This window comes from Nocardia acidivorans NBRC 108247, assembly GCF_001625085.1.
Taxonomy (GTDB): Bacteria; Actinomycetota; Actinomycetes; order Mycobacteriales; family Mycobacteriaceae; genus Nocardia; species Nocardia acidivorans.
Map to the genome: position 1 here is coordinate 1 of NZ_BDAW01000072.1, position 4,987 is coordinate 4,987.

Genomic DNA, 4,987 nt, shown 5'->3' on the forward strand with positions numbered 1-4,987 from the left:
ACAGAAAAGTGTTCTTAGAGGGTACATTTGGTCGGGTGTCGGACGGTATACAGAAGTCGAGGGCTCGACGCCTCGAAATCGCAGGTCAGCTACGTGCAGTCATCTACGCCCGGGTGTCCAAACCAGGCGAGAAGTCCGTGAGGGATCAGGAGAAGGTCGGCCGCCGAGACCTGGCCGAAATCGGCGTGGTGGTCGTCGCCGTGTTCAGTGACAAGATGTCGGCGAGCAGGTATCGCCGCGTGGACGAGCGACCCGGTTTCCTTCAAACGAAGGACTTCATTCGTGCCGGAAAGGCTGACCTGCTCTGGACTTTCGCCGCCAACCGCGCTCACCGCGACCTCGACGACTACGTTCCGCTGCGCCGACTGTGCATTGAAACCGGAACGCTGTGGCGGTACGGCAAACGCACCCTCGACCTGAGCAAGTCGGCCGACAGGCGCGTCGCCAACGCCGATGCGATGCGGTCAGAGGAGCAGGCCGACGACATCAGCGACGCAGTCAACCGGGGAATCCAGGAGGGCTTGGAGGAGGGCAAGCCTCATGGGCGCGTCCCTCGCGGTTACCGCATCATCCGTGATGCCAACTCAGGCAAGCCGATTCGGCGCGAGCCGATACCGGAACAGGCCAGGGTGATTCAGGAGGCAACGCGACGGCTCTTGGCGGGGGAGTCCCTCCGAAGCGTCTCGACCCTGCTCGAGCCGAAATGGCGGGCGGCCGGTGGTACCGGGGTATGGACGCAGACCACGGTCCGCGCACTGCTGTTGCGCCCGACCTACGTCGGCCACCGCACCTACTATGGGCAATCGCTCCAGAAAGGTACGTGGGAAGGCATTATCACCCTCGAGCAGCACGAGGCACTTCGCGCGTTGCTGACGGACCCGAGTCGGACCAAGCACAAGGGCACCGCGCCGGTACATCTGGTCACCTGGATAGCGCTCTGCGGCGTGTGTAAGCAGGGCATGACCGCCAAGGGCGGCCGCGGCAATCCGGGGCGCGTGCCGACCGTCCGGTGTCGCGATGGGCATGTCAGTAGGTCACTGGAACTGGTCGAGGCCCACGTCGAAGAGCTGTTGCTTCAACTGCTCGAGGATCCGGACACCGCGCGGAAGCTGCACACCAAGGACGAGAGCGATCAAGCCGAGATCGACGCCGATCTCGCGTTGATCAAGGCACTCGAGGGCGAGATCGAAACGTACGTGAAGGACGCCGCCAAAACCAAGATGTCGGCCGCCGCGGTCGCTGTCTACGTCGAAGAGAAGGAACGCGAAATACGGGACGCACAAGCCCGATTGGATGCCACGGTCGAAGAGGCGGATCCGGTTCTGTCCGCGATCGTCGGACCGGACGCGCGCCAGAAGTGGAAGCGCGCGGACATCCATCAGAAGCGCGATGTCCTGCGCGCTGCCATGCGAGTGACCATTGAGCCGCTGGGGAAGGGGTTCTGGCGCGACACCATCGGAGTGTCATGTGTCCCGGTCAAGTCGCTGGCGGGTTAGCGGGCTGCGCGCTGGCGCGCCAGCGCGACCAATCCATAACCGCCGCTTACTGATAGCAGCGCGAGCCCTGGAATCGCCCACACGCCCATAATGCCGACCGAGTGCGCCCCGAGGGCATCGGTGCCGCTGATCGCCACCACTGCGGCGACGGTCAGCGTGTAGCCGACGCCGCACATACCGATTGCCAGCATCATCAAAACGGCCGGTCGGCGCGCGCCCGGCGCTTGGAGGTTGACCGCTGCCGCCGTCACGACTAGGACGCCGCCGAGGAATGCCCATGCGCCGTACATCATCCCGAGTGTGTGAGTGCCGGCATCGTTCAGTTGGACCATGTTGTCGACCTCGGTCTCGGTGAGATCGCTGAGCCCGAACAGGACGACCACCGCAACGGCGGCAACGAGGTTCAAACCGCCCCAGATCAGACGCGCCAGGTCGGGTCGTCGGTCATGGCTCATCATCCGTACGAAACGGCGCGCGCGTTCATGGCGCGAGAGCCAGTCGTGAAAGATCTCATCGAGCGGCGAATTCCGTTTCAGCACATGCAAGCCGAGGAAACCCAGGACCCACCACGCGAGCAGCGTGAGCAGGATATGTGAGAGGTCACTGAGGTTGGCCCAACCGAGCCGGTCGGCGAGCCATGGGTCGACAGCGGTATCGACCCGGGGGAGCCAGAACAGGAAGGCGACGGCGATGGCCGCCAGGCCGATCGTCAACCACCTTCGGGCTGTTTGTCGTTCGGGAGTTTCGCCGCCGAGCCAGCGTGCCCGGAGGAAAACGAGCCGACCGCAGCAAATTACGAGCAGAAGCGTAAGGAGAGTGACGATCACGTCGAGCACATCGAACATGGGCCGAATAGTACGAGCGTAGGGCGACACAGGAAACCGAAACCGCTTGACGCATCAAATGCCTAGGATGTCGTCCCAAACCTGCGCACCCGTCGGCGTTGGGAAGTCTCCTGCTTTCCAACGCTTCATCGCCGAAGCGAAAAACGTTGTCGGAGCGATATTCAGGAACTCGGCAACATCGAGGATATCCTCGGGCGACATGGCCCGGTCGCCCGACTCGGTTCTCTTGTAGGTGTTCCTGCGCCATGCGAGGGCCGTCCATACATCTTTCTGCTCCAGCCCGGCAGCTTTGCGGCGACTGCGTAGCTCCGCGCCGAATGCCAAGTTCAAGGTTCCCCGATCCATCGCTCGAGGATATCGCGATTTCGTATTGCGAGGACCCATATATGGGTCGTAGAGTTTCGGTTGTTGACCTTGCTGTGAGAGTCGACACTTCACGTTTCGGTAGCGCGGGAACTGGGAACCGGGGCGTGACTTCATGAGTCGCGGGGTGCGGAGGAACAATGAAATACGCGGGGCCAGAGGAAAGTTCGGCCGATGAGCAGCCAAACCCGTTGCGCACCATGGGTCGTGGGCACTTTCGTAGCTCGTCGCCGAGCATTCACCCGGATCACAGGACGAGCCTGCGTACCGACAGCAAAGCGCTTGCGGTACTGAGAGATCGACTACAGGCGTGCGACGACGTCGAGCTCGCCCGGTCTCTCGAAATGTCCGAGAAGGGATTGCGGGCGCGCTTGAACGGCCTTATCCCCTTGGATGTGTCTCAGATGATCGTCGTCGCGACGTCAGCTGGATTGCTCGCCAGCGAGCTTCTTTAGTTCCTTCTGTGCTGTGTCGACGAACTCTTTGACGTCCATGTCCAGCACTTCACACATCGCCATCAGGGCCGTGATGGGGGCGGCGCGCTCGCCGCTCTCGATCCGCCTGATCGTCATCACCGGAACGCCGGACAGCTCCGAGAGCCTGTCTCGGCCCATGTGGCCTCTCTTGGCTCTCAGTGCGCGCAGGTTCTCGCCCACGATCCGGTTGGCTAAATCGATGTTCATACGGATCAGTATCTGATCGGTACCCGCAGACATGCAAGCCATCGGAACAAAATGTGTTCCGTTTTGGGGGTCGCCCACCGCTTGCCATGTGTTCTATTCGCACATAATCTGTTCATATGGAACAGATCAACGCGGTTGTTGGTAGAGCGGTCGGGGAGGCGCTCGAGGATGCCGGGGTCGGCGTCCGTCAGGCGGCCGACGCCACAGGAATCCCGCTCGCGAAGTTGCGCCGCAAGCTTCGAGGTCAAGGCGCTTCACCGTTCGACCTGGCCGAACTCCTCCAGCTCGCCGAGGTAGTAGACCGCGCCGTGAGCACGCTCATCCCTTCCAAATCTGTTCTGTGACAGCCAGTTCCGTGCTCAGTGCACGAGCAAGGCTTGTCGGATTTCTCGCCCGTACGGGCACCCTCCCGGCGCAGTTCCTGCCCACCCCCATCGGGAATCGGACCCCAGGAAATTCCTATGAATAACCCCTCTGAACTGCCTCGACACGTCACGCCCGCAATGCAGGCATGGATCGACGAGCAGAAGAAGAACTTCAAGCCGAGCGACCTCGACGCCGCCGTCCGCCTGCTGCGCGCCTACGACCGCGCAAACCGCGAACACGACCGCGGAGCGGGAGTCGCCGCATAAACACCCTCGCCGGGTGCACCCAGCACCCGCACGGCCAGTTGAAAGGACCGACGAAATGGCCCGCATCCCATGCAAATTCAAGGACGGTACGCCCGTCGACCCAGAGGTCGCCGACATGATCGCCAGCGCGTTCGGATTCACGTCCGCGCCCGACATGGAACGCATCATCGCCGAGGGCGAGATCAAGCGCCGCAAACGCGGAATCATCACGCGCGCAACGCTTCTCGGTCAAGACGTCGCGCAGGATCACCGCTGTGAGGTCGCCCGTGAGACGCGGCTCGGCGTGGTCGCACGTAAGGCCGATGCCGCATGAAGCGGGCACGACTGCACGTCGACCCGGATGACCTGGCTATGTATCTCGACCTGCTGAGCATCCTCGCCGGTGCCGTTGTCCTGTGGTGGGTCGGCGCGGTCCTGACCGATTGGCCCACGCTGTGACCGGCTGGGCGATCGTCGCGTTCGTCTGGATAGTGGTCGGGCTCGTCGTACTCACCGTCTGCCATATCGGTGGCCCGAAATGACCGATGTCCATGAAGGCTGGTTCGCCCAGTACGAGGCGGACTACCGCGCTCGTCCGCGGCGAGACCCGCAACCGTTCGGTACTGCGCCCGAAGAGCTCAGCGACGACGACTGGTTGAACTACTGCGAAACCGTCGACGCTGCAACGTGGTTCGTCTCCAGCCTGTTCGCCATCCCGCTAGCGATCGGCGTAATCGCTCACACCGTGCTGACTCGGTTCGCCGGAAAGCCGCCCGCTGTCGAGAACTCAGCCCCGCCAACGGGCGACCCTTCCAACCCCTGAAACGACGGCGGCCCGTGCGGGTTCAGCTCACGGGCCGCAATTCCAGAGATCACGAGGAATGCTACATGTCGAAAAGACAGATCCGGGCCCACCAGTCCGGCCGGAACGCGGTGCCACTGAGCGTGATCGAGGCGCGGCTCGCCAACGAGAACGCGATCACTCAGCC

At 62.8% G+C, this 4,987-nt stretch carries 9 protein-coding genes; 6 read left to right on the forward strand and 3 right to left on the reverse strand.

Annotation, left to right across the window (positions count from 1 at the left end; all coding sequences use genetic code 11):
- A partial coding sequence (locus tag NA10_RS29045; RefSeq protein WP_157556800.1) for a recombinase family protein occupies nucleotides 1-1,496 on the forward strand: 1,496 nt, incomplete at its 5' end.
- Here NA10_RS29045 and NA10_RS29050 read toward each other — a convergent pair.
- The 3 genes from NA10_RS29050 to NA10_RS29060 all read right to left on the reverse strand — a co-directional run bounded on the left by NA10_RS29050 (nucleotide 1,493) and on the right by NA10_RS29060 (nucleotide 3,387).
- The gene (locus NA10_RS29050; RefSeq protein ID WP_157556801.1) at nucleotides 1,493-2,341 is read right to left on the reverse strand and encodes a hypothetical protein; all 849 of its coding nucleotides are present in this window, start codon (nucleotides 2,339-2,341) and stop codon (nucleotides 1,493-1,495) included. The two genes, NA10_RS29045 and NA10_RS29050, sit on opposite strands and share 4 nt — an antisense overlap.
- Before the next feature lie 54 nt (nucleotides 2,342-2,395).
- Nucleotides 2,396-2,686: a helix-turn-helix domain-containing protein gene (locus tag NA10_RS36105; RefSeq protein ID WP_067573633.1), complete on the reverse strand. Its 291-nt coding sequence runs from the start codon at nucleotides 2,684-2,686 to the stop codon at nucleotides 2,396-2,398.
- Nucleotides 2,687-3,126: 440 nt separating this feature from the next.
- Entirely contained in the window at nucleotides 3,127-3,387 is a 261-nt protein-coding gene (locus NA10_RS29060) for a helix-turn-helix domain-containing protein (protein ID WP_169812663.1), read from the reverse strand.
- Between the two features lie 116 nt (nucleotides 3,388-3,503).
- On the opposite strand from NA10_RS29060, the gene NA10_RS29065 reads away from it, so the two are divergent.
- The 5 genes from NA10_RS29065 (at nucleotide 3,504) to NA10_RS29075 (ending at nucleotide 4,821) form a co-directional block, all read left to right on the forward strand.
- Nucleotides 3,504-3,731 carry a hypothetical protein gene (locus NA10_RS29065; protein ID WP_067573636.1) on the forward strand — a complete coding sequence of 76 codons (228 nt, stop codon included), beginning with the start codon at nucleotides 3,504-3,506 and terminating at the stop codon, nucleotides 3,729-3,731.
- 117 nt (nucleotides 3,732-3,848) lie between these two features.
- Nucleotides 3,849-4,019 (forward strand): hypothetical protein, encoded by a 171-nt coding sequence (locus NA10_RS37170; RefSeq protein ID WP_157556804.1) that lies wholly within the window; start codon nucleotides 3,849-3,851, stop codon nucleotides 4,017-4,019.
- 55 nt (nucleotides 4,020-4,074) lie between these two features.
- The gene (locus NA10_RS29070) at nucleotides 4,075-4,332 is read left to right on the forward strand and encodes a hypothetical protein (protein WP_067573638.1); all 258 of its coding nucleotides are present in this window, start codon (nucleotides 4,075-4,077) and stop codon (nucleotides 4,330-4,332) included.
- On the forward strand, nucleotides 4,329-4,457 hold the full coding sequence (locus NA10_RS39270) for a hypothetical protein (RefSeq protein WP_281180267.1): 129 nt from the start codon (nucleotides 4,329-4,331) through the stop codon (nucleotides 4,455-4,457). Before NA10_RS29070 ends, NA10_RS39270 begins: the two co-directional genes overlap by 4 nt.
- A gap of 79 nt (nucleotides 4,458-4,536) precedes the next feature.
- Nucleotides 4,537-4,821 carry a hypothetical protein gene (locus NA10_RS29075; RefSeq protein WP_067573640.1) on the forward strand — a complete coding sequence of 95 codons (285 nt, stop codon included), beginning with the start codon at nucleotides 4,537-4,539 and terminating at the stop codon, nucleotides 4,819-4,821.
- Nucleotides 4,822-4,987: the final 166 nt, after the last annotated feature.

Excerpts from the sequence above, each read along its gene's own strand:
- NA10_RS29050 (WP_157556801.1), bottom strand. The coding sequence starts at position 2,341 with ATGTTCGATGTGCTCGACGTGATCGTCACTCTCCTTACGCTTCTGCTC.
- NA10_RS36105 (WP_067573633.1), bottom strand. The coding sequence starts at position 2,686 with ATGGATCGGGGAACCTTGAACTTGGCATTCGGCGCGGAGCTACGCAGT.
- NA10_RS29060 (WP_169812663.1), bottom strand. The coding sequence starts at position 3,387 with ATGAACATCGATTTAGCCAACCGGATCGTGGGCGAGAACCTGCGCGCA.
- NA10_RS29065 (WP_067573636.1), top strand. The coding sequence starts at position 3,504 with ATGGAACAGATCAACGCGGTTGTTGGTAGAGCGGTCGGGGAGGCGCTC.
- NA10_RS37170 (WP_157556804.1), top strand. The coding sequence starts at position 3,849 with ATGAATAACCCCTCTGAACTGCCTCGACACGTCACGCCCGCAATGCAG.
- NA10_RS29070 (WP_067573638.1), top strand. The coding sequence starts at position 4,075 with ATGGCCCGCATCCCATGCAAATTCAAGGACGGTACGCCCGTCGACCCA.
- NA10_RS39270 (WP_281180267.1), top strand. The coding sequence starts at position 4,329 with ATGAAGCGGGCACGACTGCACGTCGACCCGGATGACCTGGCTATGTAT.
- NA10_RS29075 (WP_067573640.1), top strand. The coding sequence starts at position 4,537 with ATGACCGATGTCCATGAAGGCTGGTTCGCCCAGTACGAGGCGGACTAC.